A 16684-nucleotide genomic window follows, 5' to 3' on the forward strand; every position below is an offset into this window, starting at 1 on the left:
AAGCCATCCGCATTGCGCCCTACCTGAGGCATTCCTTCCGATCTTCCCATCTTCCTGTAGATGCTTATTGCGGGGTGGGCTCAGAGGGAGGAGATCTGGGCCCGGATCTGGTTGTCCAGATTCTGGATCCAGTTGTTGTAGTTCGGGTGGATGTTGCCGTCCGCGTAGTTCAGGTTCGCGCTGTCCTTGTAGCGGATGCTGTATTCCCCGGCAGCAAACGGGATCTCGACCACGGCGACGTGGTCACGCAGGTGGAGTCGCCCCTCCAGCAGTCCCGGTTCGGCCTCTTCCATGCGCCAGCCCAGCGAGGAACCCGCGGTGCGGATGGCGCGTTCCATCTGTTCGGCGCTGGGCCGCTCGCCATCGACATTGGTGACCGTGGTATCGCTGATGTCCTGCACGGGGACCGTGCCGCGGCAGCCGGCCAGCGCGAACAGAGCGGCGAAGAGGATGACCAGCAACGTCCTGGACTTCATGGTGCTTTCTCCCTTGGTGGATCCGCCGGGAGTGTAGACATGCGGGCCCCGCATTTCCAAGGGTGTCGGCCCGGCTCCCTTCCTACCGCGGGATCACGCCCAGTGAACGCAGGAGCCCCAGCGGGCGCATCCCGCGGCGCAGCAGATGGCCGGCGACCATGGCGATGATGCGCAGGGTGTCCGCGGTGGGCCGGTAATGGCTGGGGCGGTGGTTCTCCGGGTAGATGCAGCGCACTGGCACCACCCGCGCCGGGAAGCCCAGGCGTTCGGCGACGATCAGCGCCTCGCTCTCGAACACGAAACCGCGCGCGCGGTGGTGGCGCAGCTCCAGGCGCCGTAACAGGGGTGCCGGGTACAGCCGGAACCCCGACTGTGAATCCTGCAGCGGCTGTCCGGAGGCCCACGCGATCCAGAAGTCCGCCATGCGGTTGCCGAACAGCCGCAGCGGCGGGGTGTGCTCGCGGCCCTTGAGCCGGGCACCCAGGACGAGTCGCTCCGGCGTCTCGCGCCAGGCGGCGATCAGCGCGGGGATCTCCGAGGTGTCGTGCTGGCCATCGGCGTCCAGGGTCACCACGGCGTCGGCGCCGGTGGCCAGGGCATGCTGCATCCCGGCCCACAGGGCCGCCGCCTTGCCGCCGTTCGCGGGCTGGCGCAAGACCTCGGCCTGGTCCTCGACCAGGCGGGCGGTCGCGTCCTCCGAACCGTCGTCCACCACGATGACCCGCTCCACATGCGCCCGTGCGCCGGCGACCACCGCCTCGATGGTGGCGGCCTCGTTGTGCGCGGGGATCAGGGCAACAACGGCGTTCATGCGGGCGTCAGGCGAGCGCGCCGTTGACGCCGATCACCTGGCCGGATACATAGCTGGCGGCCTCGCTGGCAAGGAAGCCGACTACGCCCGCGACCTCCTCGGGCCGGCCCGCACGGCGCATCGGGACCATGTTGCGAATGGTCTCGGCATCGAAGCTGTCGTCGCTCATCGGGCTCTCGATGATCCCGGGGGCGACCGCATTGGCGGTGATGCCGCGCGAGGCGACTTCCTGGGCCAGCGAGCGGATCGCTCCATGCAGGCCGGCCTTCGCGGCGGCGTAATTGGTCTGGCCGCGATTGCCAATCTGTCCGGCCACCGAGGAGATGGCGATCACCCGGCCCCAGCGGGTCGTGATCATGGGCAGCAGCAGGGGCTGGGTCACGTTGTAGAACCCGTTGAGCCCGACATCGATCGGGCGGTCCCACTGTTCGCGGCGCATCCCGGCCAGCGGGGCGTCGTCGTGGACCCCCGCGTTGTGCACCAGGACCTGCACCGGCTGCTCGGCCACCAGGGGCTCCAGGCTCTCGCGGCAGGCTGCCTCGTCGGTGATGTCGAACACCCGCACCCGGGCCTGGCCGCCAGTCTCGCGGATGGCCGCGGCCGTGGCCTCGGCCGCGTCGGCATTGCGGTGGGCGTGCAGGATGACCTCGTGGCCGGCCGCGGCCAGCGCGTGGGCGATCGCGGCGCCGATGGCGCCGGAGCCGCCGGTGATCAGGGCGCGTGTGGTCAAGGGGTCTCCTCCTCGTCGGCTGGTTGCAGGATCACCGTCGCCCGGGCGCTCAGCACTGGCTGGTCGCCGGCGCTTACGCGCAGGTCGTAGATGGAACTGTTGCTGTCCGAGAGGATGCGTTCGGCGTGGATTTCCAGCGTGGCCTCAAGGGCGTCGAGGCGACGGGTCTGCAGTTGCAGATCCCGTACCGCTGCCAGGTAGCCGGCGCGCGCCGGTCCGGCGCCGGCCAGCAGGGCCCCGTGCACCGCCATGCCCTGGGCGCCGTACTCCAGCGCGGCCAGGGCGTGCAGGCCGGCCTCCCCGCGCAGCGGGTTGGCCGGATCCCGGTGGTTTCCAGCCCGGCAGTGGATCGAGGCGTCGGACCAGGCCTCCACCGAATCCAGCAGGCACATTGCGCCGGCATGCGGCAGCAGCCGGCAGATGGCGTCGTGATCCAGGGTCTCGGTTCGGGATGACATGCGCGGGATCTTCCTGATCCGGGCGGATGATTCAGGGCTCGATCCGGATGTTCAGTGACCGGCCCAGCGGAGCCGCCAGCGTAACATTTCCGGGCGTGCCCCGGACCAGCCGTTCCAGCAGGGGCAGGGCGCGGGCCGCCGGATTGCTCCCGCGCAGGGCCTCGAGGTCGGCGCTGATGCAGCGGTCGGCCGTGGCCGGTCCCCCGAGATCGAGTTGCAGCCTCCAGGGGGCCTTGTCCACCGGGCCCAGACGCAGCGCGACTGCAAAGGGATGGTGGATGGGGCGCACGTGGATGAAGCTCTCCATGGACGGCACGTCGTAGCAGGCCAGCAGGACGTCGCCGCCCTCGGCCAGCTGCAGCGTAGCCGCCTCCAGCAGCCCCGCGGCCAGGCTGGCGTTGTAGCCCGACAGGGCGGTCGCCGGGGCCGGGTTGCGGGTCGCGATCGACCAGTTGCCGGCCGGAGCGTTATGTACCGAGTTGTGGAACTGGACCGGCGAGACCACCGGCTCCGGCCGGGTGAGCGCATCGCAGATGCGGTCGATGATATCCATGTCGCCGGAGGATGACGCAAACACGCTGCGCAGCTGGCCGCGGTCGGCGTCCCGGGTCGCCTCTTCCGCGACCTTCAGCGCCAGGCGGATGGTGGCGGTGGTGCGCCGGCGTTCGTTGGCCGGGAGCAGGCCGGGCGGTGGGACCTGAACCTCGCGGCTTGTCAGCGGCGCGTCGCCGGCCAGGATCGGCCGGGCGCTGTCGAAGTCGTCCAGCCCCGGGCCCAGCAGGCCCACCGCATGCAGTCCGATGGCGTTCATGGCGCGGCCTCCAGCAGCAGGCTGCAATTGTTGCCGCCAAACCCGAAGGCATTCACCAGCACCCGCTGCACCGCGCGGGGTTCCGCCTCGCTCCGGGCGTCGAGGCCCAGGTCCGGGTCCAGGGTATTGAGCCCGGCGGTGGGGGGTACGAAGCCGCCGTCCAGGCTGGCGAGGGCCTGGGCCACGCCAACCGCGCCGGCGGCCCCGAGGGTGTGCCCGGTCAGGCCCTTGGTACCGACCGCGCGCGGGTTCGGGCCCAGGCTGCGCACCAGGGCCCGTGCCTCGGATCCGTCGTTGGCCGGTGTCGCGGTGGCGTGCATCAGCACGTAGTCGATCGCGTCGCCGCGTCGCCCGGCCCGCACCAGGGCCTGCTGCAGCGCGGTTGCGGCCCCCAGGCCTTCGGGGTGCGGGGCGGACATGTGATGGGCGTCGCTGGATTCGCCATGGCCGGTCAGCAGCGGCCCCGTGGCATCCGCCGAGGGCCGCTCCAGCAGGAAGAAGCCGGCGGCCTCGCCGATGGAGATGCCGGCGCGGTCGCGATCCAGGGGGGTGCAGGGCCGCGCGGCGACCAGCTGCAGCGCGTTGAAGCCGTACAGCGTCATGCCGCACAGGCTGTCGACGCCGCCGACCACGGCCGCGTCGCAAAGCCCCGCCGCGATGTAGCGCCGGGCGTCGGCGAAGACCTTGGCGCTGGACGAGCAGGCGGTGGAGACCACCATCGCCGGGCCGGAGAGGCCGAAGCGGGTGGCCACGAAGTCGGCCAGCGAGAACATGTTCTGGGTGTGCCGATAGTCGTAGTCCGGGGGCAGGGCCCCGGTCTGCGGGTCCCGGCGGTGGTAGGCGGCCTCGGTGGCGGCGATGCCGGAGGTGCTGGTGCCCAGCAGCACGGCCACCCGGTCGGCCCCATGGCGCTCCACTGCGGCCGCCACGGCATCGGCGAAGCCGTCCTGGCGCAGGCCCAGCTCGGCGAGCTGGTTATTGCGGCACTGGAACGGGGCGAGGGCGCCCTCCAGGGTGATGGCCTCCACGCCGGGCACGCGGCCGATATGGGTGTCCAGGATGACACTCTCGAGGTCGCAGGGGCGCAGGCCGCTGGTGCCACTGCGCAAGGCCTCGGCATTGGCGGCAATCCCGGTGCCGGCGGCACTCGTCAGGGTATGGGCGGTAATGACCAGGGGGTCCATGGACGCGCTGCGGGTTGTGGCCGGAGGGTTCCCCGGGTGAGTTGGCATCAGGCGGTATCTCGGCGTATGACCTCGGGGGCCAGCAGGGCCGCCGCGAGGAAGGAAAATACCACGCCCAGCACCACGGTGAGGCCAATCGCCTGCAAGACCGGAAGGCTGGAAAGGGATAACAACCCGAACACCACCAGGGTCGACAACGCGCACACGCTGACCGAGCGCAGGTTGCGCAGGCGTGCGGCGGCGTCCCGCAGCGGGCGGCTGAAGAACACTGCGTAATCCAGGCACAGCCCGGTGATCAGCAGCAGCGCGATCAGGTGGAAGAGCGATAGCTGGATACCCAGCAGGATCAGGGCGGCAAGGGTCAGCAGGAGGCCCGTGCCAACGGCCGTGAGGATACGCAGGCTGCGCCCGGGCGCCCGGGTGGCGGCGAGCAGCAGCAGCGCGACTGCGACCAGCCCCAGCGCCAGGCGCTGCAGGGCCTCGTCGCGAAAGCCGCTTACCAGGTCCTCGGACGCGCGGAAGAAGTCGATATGGCGCACGCCGACGGCGTCGAACCCGGGCGTAGCGGCCAGGGGGGCGGCCGCGGCCCAGCGGGCCAGGGCCTCGGCGTCGTGAACGCCTTGCAGACGTACCCAGGCGATCCAGCCCGCGCCCCCGTCACGCGGCTGGAGCAGGGGATTCAGGGCGTGGCGCAGCGGCCCGTCGGGCAGGGTCTCGGGTGTCAGCCGTTCCTGCTGGCGCGCTGTTTCGATGTCGCGGAGGAAGGGCTCGAAGGCCCCGTCGCGGAACCCCAGTCTCGCGCGCGCCGCCTCCAGGCGTTCGCGCAGTAGCCCGGGTTCCGGGAGGGCGGCCTGGCGCTCGCGCTGCACGGCCTGGCTCGGCAGCACGTCCGCCGCGTGCGCGAAGCCGCCCAGGGCCCCGGCCTCGCGCAGACTCTCGAGTCCCGGGGTCAGGGCCTCGCTGGCGCGCAGCACCTGCTCCGGGGAGGCGCCGGTGATCAGCAGGGCGTGGCGGACATCCGGCAGCCCCAGGGCGCTGCGCAGCTGCTGGTCGAGCGCCACCTGCTCCTCCGGGACGGGATGCAGGGCGGACAGGCGATCCTCCCACGGGAAGGGGGCGGTGTTTGCCACCACGACCATTGCGGCCAGGGCGAGCAGGGCCACGCCCCAGCGCGTGATGGCAGGAGGCCGGGCGAGGCCAGCCGGCAGGGGCAGGCGCAGCGGCGGCAGGCCCTCGCGTTGCAACCGGGTCGGGATCAGCAATGGCAGGATCCAGCGGGTGGTCACGGCCGCCACGGCCACGCCGGTCAGCACGAACAGCCCGAGTTGGGCCATGCCGGAGAACCCGGTCATCGCCATCAGCGCAAAGACCAGCACGGTGCTACCGGCCCCCAGGGCGATGGCGGGCCACAGCTCGCGAGCAATCTGCGAGAGGTCGCCGCCGTCGGGCCTTTCGCCACCGGCGCGCTGCGCGTGGGCAAACAGGTGCAGCGGATAGTCCAGGGCGATGCCCAGCACGGTAATGCCGAAAGCCAGCGCGATCCCGTGCAGGTGCCCGAAGACCAGAGTGACGACGGCCGCCGCGATCAGGATGCCGCTGGCCAGCGGCACGGCCGCCAGCCAGACCGGGTGGGGATGCCGGAATACCGCAAGCAGCAGGACGGCCAGCGCGAGGCTGGCGCCGGCGGTGATCCAGGTCACCTCGCCGCGGATGGTGGCGCGGGACTCCACCGCGATTACCGCCGGGCCGGCGATCTGCAGGCGCAGACCGGTGTCGGCGTGCTCGGAAAAGCTCGCGCGGGTATGTTCGATCAGGGCGGCCTGGGCATCCAGGTCCATCCCCTCGGCCGCGCTGCGCAGGATCAGCAGCGCCCGGTCCCGGTCGGGGGAGACCCAGACGCCCTCGGGGCCGGTCGTGGCGTGGCCGCTGCCGGCGGCGAGCCGTTCCAGCACAGCCCGGGTCTCGGCGGTGGGGTCGCGAGGGATCAGTTCCCGCGGCAGTTCGGGTACGGCGCTGGCGAGGTCGTCGCGGCGGTCCTTCAGGTGTTCGCGCAGGCGGCCTTCGCTGAAGTGTTCCGCGTCGACCCGGGGGCTCAGCAGGTAGCGATGCTCGATCAGGAAATCCAGCGCCGGGTCGTCGGGGTCGAGGCGGCCGTTCTGGATGCCGGCGACCTCCGGGGCCTCCTTCAGGGCGGCGACCAGGGCATCGCTAGCCGCCGCGCGCTCGCGCGAATCGCCCCCCTCGATCGCCAGCAGCAGCATGCGGCCGGCCGGCCCGGCCCCGGGGTCCAGCGCGACCCCGTCGGCGCTGATCGGGTCCGGGGCAAAGCCCTGCAGGTCGGTGACCAGCTCACCGCGCAGGGCCAACGTCAGCGTGGCGAGCAGCAGGGCTGCCAGCCAGAGGGCCAGGGCCGCGCGGGAGGAATACGGGCGCCGCAAGGGCTAGTCCGTGTACTGCGGGGGATCGAAGCGCATATGGCTCTGGTGCCCGCCGGCCTCGATGGTGACCAGTTCGCGCAGTTCGTCCCCGGCGCCCTTCAGGGTCAGCTCGGGGACCATGCGCCGCAGCGCGCGGTCGCGCGGGACGAGTTCCAGGGTCCAGGCGTCCATGTCGCCCGTGATGTCGATCTCGAAGTCGGTCTCCAGCGTCTCCCGGTCGCCGGTCAGCAGGGCGCGGAACAGCCCGGTAAGGGTGGCCAGGGCCGGCTGTTCGTTCAGGTCGATCTCGCGGCTGGAGCCACGACGCTCCAGGGTCAGGGTGTCGCCCTCGATGTGTACGGTCTCGCCCCGCGGGCCGTCGACCTTGCGGACCAGGGTATCCGGCGGCTCGAAGGCGAGGGAGCCGGACTGGATCTCGGGGAATTCCAGCATCGGGTCGTCGCGGCGTTCCTCGAACGCGAGGGTCGTGGCGCGTTCGGTTGCCAGGGCGTCAAGGAGGGCCCCCAGGGTGTCGTCGCCCGGGGCCGCCAGCGGGGCGAGGAGGAGCCCCGCCATCAGCATCAGCGCCTTTGCGGCCCGACGGGCGGTCGGGCCCGGTCGCGGGCTTGCTCTATGGGGATGCATCGTCCCAGAAGTCATAGAAGTTGAACCAGTTGTAGGGGGCCTCGCGCACCCGGGCCTCGAGGCGGTCGGCATAGCGTTGTACCCACTGCGCGAGGGCCTCGTCGCGCTGCCCGCGCGGGGCCTCGATGGTTTCGGCGAAGCGTTCGAAGACAATATCGTAGCGGTTGCCGCCGCGATAGAGGCCGAAGCACAGGATGACCGGGACCTTCAGTACCGTGGCCAGCAGCAAGGGCCCTTGCGGGAACAGCGCGGTGTCACCGAGGAAGTTGCATGCGACCATCTTGTCGCTCTCGGCGACGCGGTCGCCCAGGGTTGCGATCAGCTCGCCGCGATCCAGGCACTCGCGGGCCTGGATCAGGGTCTCGGTGCGCCCCAGCGGGATCACGGAGGCGGCGACCTCGGGATTCAGCGCTTCCAGGACCTGCGTGATGCTCCGGTTGTGGTCGTTGTACATCAGGACCCGCACGGGGAAGTCGTACTTGCCCACTGCCAGTGCGCGCAGGGCCTCGAAGCTGCCCAGGTGCGCGCCCAGCAGGATGGCACCTTGGCCGCTGTCGACGTGTTCCAGGAAGATCTCGCGGTTGTGTACGCGGATGTCCAGGCAGGCATCCTTGCCGGCGAGCAGGAAGACTCGGTCGAGGATCACCGCGGCAAAGCTGTGCAGATGTCGCGCCACGTCCGTCAGACGTGGCTCGCGCGCGAGGACCCGGCGCAGGTAATTGCGGCTGTGGCGCCGCGATTGCGGGGCGAACAGCAGGAAGTAGGCGGTAATCGGGTAGAGCAGGGTCCGGCTCGCGCGCCGGCCCAGGTTCAGGGCGACCCACAGGATGATGCGCAGGGCCAGTGGCGAACCCCGTTCCTCCTGCTGGAACCAGCTGCGGCTCATGCGTCCGGGCTGTCGTGGATCGTGACCAGTTGCCCGGTGCAGTAGGTGACCGGTGCCTCGCTGTCGTCGGCGACTACGCGGAAGGCCTGACGGCCACCGCGCCCGGGCGGATCGATCTCGATGCGGAATGCCGTTTCGGGCCCCAGGGGCGCGAGGAACTTGACCTGGGGAAGGGCCGCGACCGGCCCGAGACCGTGGGCACGGGCCACCGCCGCGACCTGGTCGAGGATGACCACCCCGGGCACCACCGGGTGTCCGGGGAAGTGCCCGGGCAGGGACGGATGCTCGGCCCCGATGCGACGGACGGCGGACTGGACGCGGGGTGGCTGCATCGCGGCCGGCGGCTCAGGCGCACTGGCCGTGGTGGGCGAGCAGGTCCAGCAGTACCTGGCGCGGCAGCTTCCCCGTGGCCGAGCGCGGCAGGTGCCCGACCCGGACCAGCGGGCGTGGCAGGAACAACGGGTCCATGCATTCGGACAGGGCGGCCTGGATCTCGGTCTCGCTGAGATCCGGCGCGACCACCAGCGCGGCCAGACGGGTTACACCACGCGCGTCGGCGTCGGGTTCCGGCGGGATGAAGACCCCGTCGAGGACCCCGGGGATCGCGTTCAGCCGGCGGTTGAGATCGGCCAGCGACGCGCGTTTTCCGGCGATGTTCAACTGGTCCGCCAGGCGCCCCTCCATGCGGAAATGGCCCGCGCCGCGGACCTCGATATGGTCCGGAAGCGGCACTGGTTCGGGGTGCTGTGGGCCCCGAACCCGGGCACGACCGTCGTCCCCGGCGTGGATGCCTACCCCGGGGTAAGTGGTCCAGTCGGCCGCGCGCGTGGTCCGGCGTGTCGCGATGGCACCCGCCTCGGTGCAGCCGTAGATCTCGTCGAGGCGGCAGCCGAACACACGCTCGGCCTGGCCGGCGGCTTCCGGGTCCAGCGGCGCGGTGGCACACAGGATGCGGGCCGGTGACGGCCATTCGAGACCGGCGCGCAGGCAGGCCTTCAGGTGGAAGGGTGTGGTCACCAGCACGGCCGGGGCGCAGGCGGTCAGTGCCGCGCGTACGTCCTCGGGGTAGAACGGGCGTCCGGCGAGCAGGGTGGTGGGGCCCAGCAGGGCATACAGGACAGTCGACTCCAGGCCGTACATATGCTGCGGCGGCACTGTGCCGACCAGGGTGGGGGCGGGGTCGCCCTCCGGAGCAAGCGCCTCCAGCGCCTGGGCGGTCACGGCATGCAGGGCCTCCCAGCTGCGCGCGTGTGCGGTGGGGGCCCCGGTGCTGCCGGAGGAGAACGCCAGCACGGCAGTCTGCCCGCCGGGGATCTCCGGGATCGGCCCCGTGACCTCGCCCGCCTTGCCGTGCGCGGTGACCCGTAATATCGGGATCGCGATTTCGGTGTCCGGTCCGTCCACCAGGGCAACCGCATCCGGATGCTGGCTGGCGATCTCGGCCAGGGTCGTGCGCCCGCGGTTTGGCGGGAGCAGGTTGATCTGGCCGCGCAGCAGGATCGCGGCAAAGGCCACCGCGAAGTGGTAGCGGTCCTGGCACAGGTTGAAGGCCGCCCGGGCTGGCGGCAGGCGTTCGGCCAGCGCCTGCACGTCGGCGAGAAAGGCGGCGCGCGAGACCAGGTGGTCGCCGATGCGTGCCAGTGGGGCGGGCGTATCGGCGATCAGCGGACGGGTGTCGGGCGTGGCGTCCGTCACGGGTGCCTCAGCATCCGGTGATGGTCGACCCGGGCAAGCGCCATGAGGTAGGCGAAGAAGCCGTCGCGGGCCTCGTCGCGCAGCAGCCAGCGGCGCAGCGGATACTCCAGCAGGAACAGGCCGGCCAGCAGCAGGTAGTTGATCCCGTTGGCGAACAGTGCCCAGGTGGTCGCGGAGGCGAACAGCGCGAGCCATGCGGATGCGAGGGCCAGGGCACCGCACAGGAGCGCCCAGGTGATGGTCAGGCTGCGGGTGTAGCGATGCACCGCGGGCGTGTCGGAGGCCCCCATGGCCAGGGCATAGCGCGTGATCAGCGGGGTGGAATCGGGGCGTAGCGAACGCGCGAACAGGAGCGACAGCAGCCCCATGATCAGCACCGGCAAGGTGTACAGCACCCAGGTCGCCACCCCGCCAAGCAACGCCGTGGCGATGCCCAGGGTCAGGGCGGCGGCGAGCACACCGCGACCGGTGACCGCCAGCGAGGTCCAGGCGGCTACCAGGATCAGGGTCGCGAGGATGACCAGGGGCAACAGCGGCACCCCGAAGGTCACGCCGAGAACGACCGCGACCGGGTAGCTCAGGGCCACACTGGCGGCGAGCGGGGTGTTCACGATGCCGCTCGGTTGGCCTCGATATGGGTGCTCAGGGCGCGCAGGGACGCGAAGATCTGGCGGTTGTTCTCGTCGTCCGAGCGGATCTGTACGCCATAGGCGCGCGAGATCGCGAGCGCCAGTTCCAGGGCGTCGATCGAGTCGAGGCCCAGTCCCTCCCGGAACAGCGCAGCCTCGGGCTCGATGTCCTCCGGCGCGACGTCTTCCAGGTTGAGGCTGTCGACGATCAGCCGTGCGACTTCCTGTTCGAACGCTGTTTGCGATGCCACGTGGTTTCCCCCAAAAGAGTATGAGTGCAGTTTTGTGACCGCGCGCGAACTTCCGGTTTGCGCCGCGGTCCTTCTGCCTGGCGCCGATGATACCCACACCAGGGGGCCCGTGGTACCCTCGCGACCAGCTCGGGGCGTCGTTCTGGGGCTGCGGTCGGGCAAGTGGAGACGTGACTTGAGACAACCGGGACAGGAAGCCGCAACCGACGGTCGCTGCCAGGTGCTGGTGATTGGAGGCGGGCCCGCCGGTTCCACCGTGGCGGCCCGGCTGGCGCAACAGGGCCGCGATGTGGTGTTGCTGGAAAAGGCCCGGCATCCGCGTTTCCACATCGGCGAGTCCCTGCTGCCGATGAACATGCCGCTGTTCGAGGAGCTGGGCGTGGCCGAGGCAGTACAGGCGATCGGCATCCCCAAACACGGAGCTGAATTCACCATCCCCGAGGCGCCCGACGCGCCGCGTACCTATTACTTCGAGCGTGCCCTGAACGACGACACCCCCGCCTCCGCCCTCGAGGTTCGCCGCTCCGAGTTCGATCACCTGCTACTGGAGAACAGCGCACGGCTGGGCGTGCGGGTCCTGGAGGAGGTCACGGTCTCCGATGTCGCCCTGGCCGACCCCGCAAAGGGCGAAACCCAACAGGTTACCGCGCGCGACGCATCCGGCAACACGCTGGAGTTCGAGGCCGATTTCGTGGTCGATGCCTCTGGTCGCGACACCTTCCTGGCGCGCCGCCTGGACCTGAAGGCGCGCAACCCGGAACACAACAGCGCCGCGATCTTCGGGCACTTCAACAACGTGCCCCGTCGCCCCGGGCGCGATGCCGGCAACATCAGCATTTACTGGTTCCAGCATGGCTGGATCTGGATGATTCCGCTGCGCGACGGAGCGATGAGCGTGGGGGCCGTCTGCTTCCCGGAATACCTGAAGACCCGGAGGACCAAGCCGGAGATCTTCCTGTGGGAGACGCTGAAGCTTTGCCCGCCGGCCTTCGAGCGCATGCAGGAGGCGGAACTGGCGGGGCCGGTCAATGCCACCGGCAACTTTTCCTATCGCTCCAGCCGGTCCCACGGCCCGGGCTATCTGCTGGTAGGCGATGCCTTCACCTTCGTCGACCCGGTGTTCTCCAGCGGCGTTTATATCGCGATGTCGGGCGCCTTCCGTGCCGCCGACGCGGTGGACCGGAGCCTGGCGCATCCGGCGCGCTCCGCCAGGTACCTGCGCGCCTTCGAGCGTGACGTGCGCCGTGGCGTACGCCGCTTCTCCTGGTTGATCTACCGCTTCAACAGCCCGGTTATGCGCAAGCTGTTCATGGGGCCGCGCAATACCCTCGGCATGGAGCAGGCGGTGATCTCGCTGCTGGCCGGGGATGTCTACCGCAATACCCGGGTGCAGTGGTCCCTGCGCGCCTTCAAGACGGTGTACTACGTGCAGATGGCGCTGAACCTGCCGCGGGCCCTGGGCTTCTGGGCGCGCCGCCGGCGTAACGCCCGGCTGCACTTCACCGGCGGCACCACGCCCGAAGACGAGGCCTGAGCGGGATTCCCGTGGGCGCGGCGCGCATCAAATTGAGTGGCATCGGGCCGGACGGCCTGGCGACCTTTGCCCTGTCCAATCTGATCATCCTCGCCACCGGCGGCCTTTCCTGGCTGGTGCTGTGGCTCTACACCCTGTATTGGTCGCGGCAGCTGCGCTGCCCCGGGAGTGGAGACTGCATCCTGGTCCTGGGACAGCAGCTGGAAGCGGGCGCGCCCGGCCCGGGCTATCGCCTGCGCCTGTTGCGCGCGGTGCGTCTGGCGCGGCGGAATCCCGCTGCCCGGATCCTGGTGCTGGGCGGGCAGACCTCCGCCGGGGCGCCTAGCGAAGCCGCCGCGGGTGCGGCATTCCTGCAACGCCACGGGGTCGCGGCTGCGCGCATCCGCACCGAAGACGCCTCGCGGCATACGCTGGAGAATCTGCGCAACGCGCGCGATCTGCTGACGGAGACGCCGGAGACGCCGGAGGCGAGTGATGCACCGATGGTGCTGGTGACCAGCCGCTTTCACCTGGCCCGGGCGGTGGCCATGGCGCGGGGCATGGGGTTGCAAGTCTGCCCCTGCCCGGCGGAGCCGGGCTCCACCGTGTCGGCGGCGCGACTGGCGCGCGAATGCTGGATGCTGCACTGGTATCACACCGGCCGCACGCTGGCGCGCCTGATCCGCCACCGCGGCATGCTCGAACGCATCACCTGATTGCTCACCTCAAAGCACCCGAAGTGGCGCCGAAGGTCAAAGGCGATCAACAGGAAGACGCGAAGATCGGAAGATAAACAGGGATTGATGGGCGCTGACCAGAGGAAACCGCCTTGGGCATAGCCCGGCGCTCAGTCAGGCTCGACACCCAAACCCTTCCTGTCTTCCCATCTTCCTGCAGATGCTTTTCGGGTCTTTTCCGCGCGCCCTGTGGTGAACACAGGTCCCTACATCGCGTGGATGCGTTCGCGCTGGGCGGCGAGCTGGTCGCGGGTGGCGTGCATCTCGGCGACGCGGTCGCGCTCCTTCTGCACCACCTCGGCCGGGGCGCGGTCGACGAAGCTCGCGTTGGCAAGGCGCTTCTCGCTCTGCTCGAGGTTCTTGTCGAGCTTGCCGATCTCCTTGTCCAGGCGTGCCAGTTCGGCGTCCTTGTCGATCAGCCCGGCCAGCGGGATCAGCAGCTGCATGTCGTCGACCAGGGCCATCGCGGATTCCGGCGCCTCGTCGGCCGCGTCCAGCCAGGTGACGCTCTCGGGCTTGGCGAGGAACTCCAGCAGGCCGCGGTGGCGGGTGTAGCGCTCCTGGTCGGCGTCGGTCCAGTTCTTCACCAGCACCGGCAGCGGTTTGCCCGGGGCGATGTCCATCTCCGCGCGGATGCGGCGAAGCCCGGTGATGAAGTCCTTGACCCAGTCGAGCTCGGCGGTGGCGGTCGCATCGTTCGGGAAGCCGTCGTGCGCCGGCCAGGGGCGCTGCACCAGGAACTCGATGTCATCCGTGATGCCGGCGTGCGGCTTGACGCTGGTCCAGATGGCCTCGGTGATGAACGGGGTCACCGGGTGCAGCAGGCGCAACAGGGCCTCGAGCACGGTCACCAGGGTATTGCGCGTGGCGCGCTTGACCGCCTCCGGTGTGGCCGCGTCGTTCAGGACCGGCTTGGTCAGTTCCAGGTACCAGTCGCAGTAGTCGTGCCAGGTGAACTCGTAGAGTGTCTGTGCAGCGAGGTCGAAGCGGTAGGCATCGAATTGTGCCGTAGCGGTCTCGGCGGTGGCGGCCAGGCGGTCGAGGATCCAGCGATCGGCCAGCGTGCGGTATTCCGCGGTATCCGCGGCCGCCGAGCAGTCCTGGCCCTCGACGTTCATCAGCACGAAGCGCGAGGCGTTCCACAGCTTGTTGCAGAAGTTGCGGTAGCCCTCGATGCGGCCGAGGTCGAACTTGATATCGCGCCCGGTGGTGGCCAGTGCCGCCAGGGTGAAGCGCAGGGCATCGGTGCCGAAGGCGGGGAAGCCATCGGGGAAGGCCTTGCGGGTGGACTTCTCGATCTTCTTGGCCATTTGCGGCTGCATCAGGCCCTGGGTGCGCTTGGCCACCAGGTCGTCGGCGCTGATGCCGTCGATCAGATCGATCGGGTCGATCACGTTGCCCTTGGACTTGGACATCTTCTGGCCTTCCGAGTCGCGGATCAGGCCGGTGACGTAGACCTCGCGGAAGGGCACATCCCCCATGAAGTGCTCGCCCATCATGATCATGCGGGCGACCCAGAAGAAGATGATGTCGAAGCCGGTGACCAGCACGCTGGTCGGGTAGAAGTCCTGGAGCTCCTGCGTATTCTCCGGCCAGCCGAGGGTGGAGAACGGCCACAGCGCGGAGGAGAACCAGGTGTCGAGCACGTCCTCGTCTTGTTCCAGGGCCACGTCCGCGCCCAGGCCGTGCTTCTCGCGCACTTCGGCCTCGTCGCGGCCCACATACACGTTGCCATTCGTGTCGTACCAGGCCGGGATGCGGTGGCCCCACCAGATCTGGCGCGAGATGCACCAGTCCTCGATGTTGCGCATCCATTCGAAGTAGGTCTTCGACCAGTTTTCCGGCACGAAGCGGATGCGGCCGTCCTCGACTGCCTTGATCGCCGGCTCGGCCAGCGGGCCGGCCTTCACGTACCACTGGTCGGTCAGGTAGGGCTCGACCACGGTGCCGGAACGGTCGCCACGCGGGACCATCAGCTTGTGGTCGTCGATCTTCTCCAGCAGGCCTTCGGCCTCGAGATCCGCGACCACTCGCTTGCGTGCCTCATAGCGGTCGAGCCCCTGATAGGCCTCCGGTACGTTCTCGTTCAGGCAGGCGTCGATGGTCAGGATGTTGATCACCGGCAGGTCGTGGCGCTGGCCCATCGCGTAATCGTTGAAGTCGTGCGCCGGGGTGATCTTCACGCAGCCGGAGCCGAACTCGGCCTCGACATAGTCATCGGCGATAATCGGGATCTCGCGCCCGACCAGCGGCAGCCGGATGGTCTTGCCGATCAGGTGCTGGTAGCGCTCGTCCTCCGGATGCACCGCGACGGCGGTGTCGCCGAGCATGGTCTCCGGGCGGGTGGTCGCGACGGTCAGGTGCCCGGAGCCGTCCGCCAGCGGGTAGCGGAAGTGCCACAGGTGGCCGGCCTCTTCCTCCGACAGCACCTCCAGGTCGGACAGCGCGGTGTGCAGCACCGGGTCCCAGTTGACCAGGCGCTTGCCGCGATAGATCAGGCCCTCGTCATGCAGGCGTACGAAGACCTCGCGCACCGCGTGGGACAGGCCATCGTCCATGGTGAAGCGTTCGCGCGACCAGTCCACCGAGTCGCCGAGGCGGCGCATCTGGCGGGTGATGGTGCCGCCGGATTCGTGTTTCCACTCCCACACGGCCTTCAGGAAGTTCTCGCGCCCGAGGTCGTGGCGGCTCTTGCCGTCGGCACCCAGCTGGCGCTCCACCACCATCTGCGTGGCGATCCCGGCATGGTCGGTGCCGCCTTGCCACAGGGTCCGGTCGCCGTGCATCCGGCGGTAGCGGATCAGGGTGTCCATCAGGGTGTGCTGGAAGGCGTGCCCCATGTGCAGGGTGCCGGTGACGTTCGGGGGCGGCAGCAAGATGCAGTAGTTGGCGTCGCCCGTCGCCGGTGGCGCGAAGATATTCGCGGCCTCCCAGCGGTCGTACTGGGTCTGCTCGATGCTCTTGGGGTCGAAGCTCTTGTCCATGATCGCGGGCGCGCTCGGGTCGGAGTGTGGGGAAAGCCGCGCATTATAACGGCGCGGCGCGCTGGCCGCCCGGGGGATATGCCGTTGTCCGGCTACTGCCGTGGAGGCTGGCCCTGGTTCGTCATCCGGTGTTTACGGTGCCTCCGGTCCGCCGCCTGCCACGCGCTCTCTCGCGAGCGCACTGCGAGGTACTTTCTTGCTTGCCCAAGAAAGTACCCGAAGAAGGGCACCCGGATTCCGCCCGGGAACCTCGCTCCGGACGTGCTGGGCCGGCGGCGCTGAACTCGCTACGCCTGCGGCTTCGCTCAGACATCCAGCGCCCCATGTCTATTGTTAACTGGCCGGCCCATCACGCCCTCCGCGAGGGGCTTCATACGGGAGGAGAAGGTCACAACAGACGGTATCCCGTAGGGTGCGGTTGAGCGCAGCGAAACGCACCGTTCCCCACGTCGTGCGA

General features: G+C 69.7%; 16 protein-coding genes. 2 read left to right on the forward strand and 14 right to left on the reverse strand.

What is annotated here, in order from left to right; translation table 11 throughout:
* Positions 1 to 80 precede the first annotated feature (80 nt).
* The 13 genes from F817_RS0101525 to F817_RS0101585 all read right to left on the reverse strand — a co-directional run bounded on the left by F817_RS0101525 (position 81) and on the right by F817_RS0101585 (position 10993).
* Positions 81 to 476 (reverse strand): hypothetical protein, encoded by a 396-nt coding sequence (locus F817_RS0101525; protein WP_024325991.1) that lies wholly within the window; start codon positions 474 to 476, stop codon positions 81 to 83.
* A gap of 82 nt (positions 477 to 558) precedes the next feature.
* On the reverse strand, positions 559 to 1287 hold the full coding sequence (locus F817_RS0101530; RefSeq protein ID WP_024325992.1) for a glycosyltransferase family 2 protein: 729 nt from the start codon (positions 1285 to 1287) through the stop codon (positions 559 to 561).
* A gap of 7 nt (positions 1288 to 1294) precedes the next feature.
* Positions 1295 to 2017, reverse strand: coding sequence for a 3-oxoacyl-ACP reductase FabG (fabG, locus tag F817_RS0101535; protein ID WP_024325993.1), 723 nt, complete (start codon positions 2015 to 2017; stop codon positions 1295 to 1297).
* Entirely contained in the window at positions 2014 to 2475 is a 462-nt protein-coding gene (locus F817_RS0101540) for a hypothetical protein (protein ID WP_024325994.1), read from the reverse strand. Before F817_RS0101540 ends, fabG begins: the two co-directional genes overlap by 4 nt.
* 31 nt (positions 2476 to 2506) lie before the next feature.
* Entirely contained in the window at positions 2507 to 3286 is a 780-nt protein-coding gene (locus tag F817_RS0101545; protein WP_024325995.1) for a beta-ketoacyl synthase chain length factor, read from the reverse strand.
* Positions 3283 to 4470, reverse strand: a complete 1188-nt coding sequence (locus tag F817_RS0101550; protein ID WP_024325996.1) for a beta-ketoacyl-[acyl-carrier-protein] synthase family protein — start codon at positions 4468 to 4470, stop codon at positions 3283 to 3285. Before F817_RS0101550 ends, F817_RS0101545 begins: the two co-directional genes overlap by 4 nt.
* A gap of 47 nt (positions 4471 to 4517) precedes the next feature.
* A complete protein-coding gene (locus F817_RS0101555; RefSeq protein WP_024325997.1) occupies positions 4518 to 6908 on the reverse strand; it encodes an MMPL family transporter in 2391 nt (796 codons plus the stop codon).
* 3 nt (positions 6909 to 6911) lie between these two features.
* A complete protein-coding gene (locus tag F817_RS0101560; protein WP_024325998.1) occupies positions 6912 to 7463 on the reverse strand; it encodes a LolA-related protein in 552 nt (183 codons plus the stop codon).
* Positions 7464 to 7518: 55 nt separating this feature from the next.
* Positions 7519 to 8418: a lipid A biosynthesis acyltransferase gene (locus F817_RS0101565; RefSeq protein ID WP_024325999.1), complete on the reverse strand. Its 900-nt coding sequence runs from the start codon at positions 8416 to 8418 to the stop codon at positions 7519 to 7521.
* On the reverse strand, positions 8415 to 8750 hold the full coding sequence (locus F817_RS0101570; RefSeq protein WP_024326000.1) for a hypothetical protein: 336 nt from the start codon (positions 8748 to 8750) through the stop codon (positions 8415 to 8417). The genes F817_RS0101565 and F817_RS0101570 overlap by 4 nt, the downstream gene beginning before the upstream one ends.
* A 13-nt stretch (positions 8751 to 8763) precedes the next feature.
* Positions 8764 to 10113, reverse strand: coding sequence for an AMP-binding protein (locus F817_RS0101575; RefSeq protein WP_024326001.1), 1350 nt, complete (start codon positions 10111 to 10113; stop codon positions 8764 to 8766).
* Positions 10110 to 10724, reverse strand: a complete 615-nt coding sequence (locus F817_RS0101580) for a ketosynthase (RefSeq protein WP_024326002.1) — start codon at positions 10722 to 10724, stop codon at positions 10110 to 10112. Before F817_RS0101580 ends, F817_RS0101575 begins: the two co-directional genes overlap by 4 nt.
* On the reverse strand, positions 10721 to 10993 hold the full coding sequence (locus F817_RS0101585) for a phosphopantetheine-binding protein (RefSeq protein ID WP_024326003.1): 273 nt from the start codon (positions 10991 to 10993) through the stop codon (positions 10721 to 10723). Before F817_RS0101585 ends, F817_RS0101580 begins: the two co-directional genes overlap by 4 nt.
* A 220-nt stretch (positions 10994 to 11213) precedes the next feature.
* Here F817_RS0101585 and F817_RS0101590 point away from each other — a divergent pair, with 220 nt between their 5' ends.
* Positions 11214 to 12527 carry an NAD(P)/FAD-dependent oxidoreductase gene (locus F817_RS0101590; RefSeq protein ID WP_042799043.1) on the forward strand — a complete coding sequence of 438 codons (1314 nt, stop codon included), beginning with the start codon at positions 11214 to 11216 and terminating at the stop codon, positions 12525 to 12527.
* Positions 12528 to 12538: 11 nt separating this feature from the next.
* Positions 12539 to 13222, forward strand: coding sequence for a YdcF family protein (locus tag F817_RS0101595; protein WP_024326005.1), 684 nt, complete (start codon positions 12539 to 12541; stop codon positions 13220 to 13222).
* 227 nt (positions 13223 to 13449) lie between these two features.
* Here F817_RS0101595 and F817_RS0101600 read toward each other — a convergent pair whose 3' ends face one another.
* A complete protein-coding gene (locus F817_RS0101600; protein ID WP_024326006.1) occupies positions 13450 to 16227 on the reverse strand; it encodes a valine--tRNA ligase in 2778 nt (925 codons plus the stop codon).
* Between the last annotated feature and the right edge of the window lie 457 nt (positions 16228 to 16684).

This window comes from Thioalkalivibrio sp. AKL19 (assembly GCF_000420165.1).
Classification (GTDB): Bacteria; Pseudomonadota; Gammaproteobacteria; order Ectothiorhodospirales; family Ectothiorhodospiraceae; genus Thioalkalivibrio.

Excerpts from the sequence above, each read along its gene's own strand:
- F817_RS0101525 (WP_024325991.1), bottom strand. The coding sequence starts at position 476 with ATGAAGTCCAGGACGTTGCTGGTCATCCTCTTCGCCGCTCTGTTCGCG.
- F817_RS0101530 (WP_024325992.1), bottom strand. The coding sequence starts at position 1,287 with ATGAACGCCGTTGTTGCCCTGATCCCCGCGCACAACGAGGCCGCCACC.
- F817_RS0101540 (WP_024325994.1), bottom strand. The coding sequence starts at position 2,475 with ATGTCATCCCGAACCGAGACCCTGGATCACGACGCCATCTGCCGGCTG.
- F817_RS0101545 (WP_024325995.1), bottom strand. The coding sequence starts at position 3,286 with ATGAACGCCATCGGACTGCATGCGGTGGGCCTGCTGGGCCCGGGGCTG.
- F817_RS0101550 (WP_024325996.1), bottom strand. The coding sequence starts at position 4,470 with ATGGACCCCCTGGTCATTACCGCCCATACCCTGACGAGTGCCGCCGGC.
- F817_RS0101560 (WP_024325998.1), bottom strand. The coding sequence starts at position 7,463 with ATGGCGGGGCTCCTCCTCGCCCCGCTGGCGGCCCCGGGCGACGACACC.
- F817_RS0101565 (WP_024325999.1), bottom strand. The coding sequence starts at position 8,418 with ATGAGCCGCAGCTGGTTCCAGCAGGAGGAACGGGGTTCGCCACTGGCC.
- F817_RS0101570 (WP_024326000.1), bottom strand. The coding sequence starts at position 8,750 with ATGCAGCCACCCCGCGTCCAGTCCGCCGTCCGTCGCATCGGGGCCGAG.
- F817_RS0101600 (WP_024326006.1), bottom strand. The coding sequence starts at position 16,227 with ATGGACAAGAGCTTCGACCCCAAGAGCATCGAGCAGACCCAGTACGAC.